Below are 471 nucleotides of genomic sequence, written 5' to 3'. Positions count from 1 at the left end.
CTGCTACAGCTGCAACAGGCAACTGCCCAAGGTCAATCACTCACCAAAGATTTGGCAAATCAGCCACCGAATGTATGTTTCCCTGCCTATCTTGCAGAGCAAGCGCAAAACTTGGCAAATCAATACCCAGAGCTATTGACGGTCAAAGTACTGGGTGAAAAAGACATGCAGCAATTAGGGATGAACTGCTTTTTGGCAGTCGCTCGCGGCTCCGCGCATGAAGCTAAGCTAGTATTACTTGAGTACAATGGCAAAGCCGCCAAAAAAGACAAAACCAGCAAAACCAAAGGCAAAAAATCAAGCCTAGAGCAACCGATTGTACTTGTAGGTAAAGGCATCACCTTTGACAGTGGTGGTATCTCACTCAAACCAGGTCTGGGCATGGGTGAGATGAAATACGACATGGGCGGTGCAGCGGCAGTCATGGGCATGATTAAAGCGCTATGTGAAGCGCGTCTACCGCTGCAAGTC

1 pseudogene is annotated in these 471 nt (G+C 48.4%); it reads left to right on the top strand.

The features are described 5' to 3' along the window. Positions 1–471 (top strand): annotated as a pseudogene (locus AAZU54_RS27290) (hypothetical protein); the annotation flags it as partial.

Source organism: Pseudomonas sp. Je.1.5.c (genome assembly GCF_051129895.1).
Taxonomy (GTDB): Bacteria; Pseudomonadota; Gammaproteobacteria; order Pseudomonadales; family Pseudomonadaceae; genus Aquipseudomonas; species Aquipseudomonas urmiensis.
This window is presented reverse-complemented; position numbering and strand designations above follow the sequence as displayed.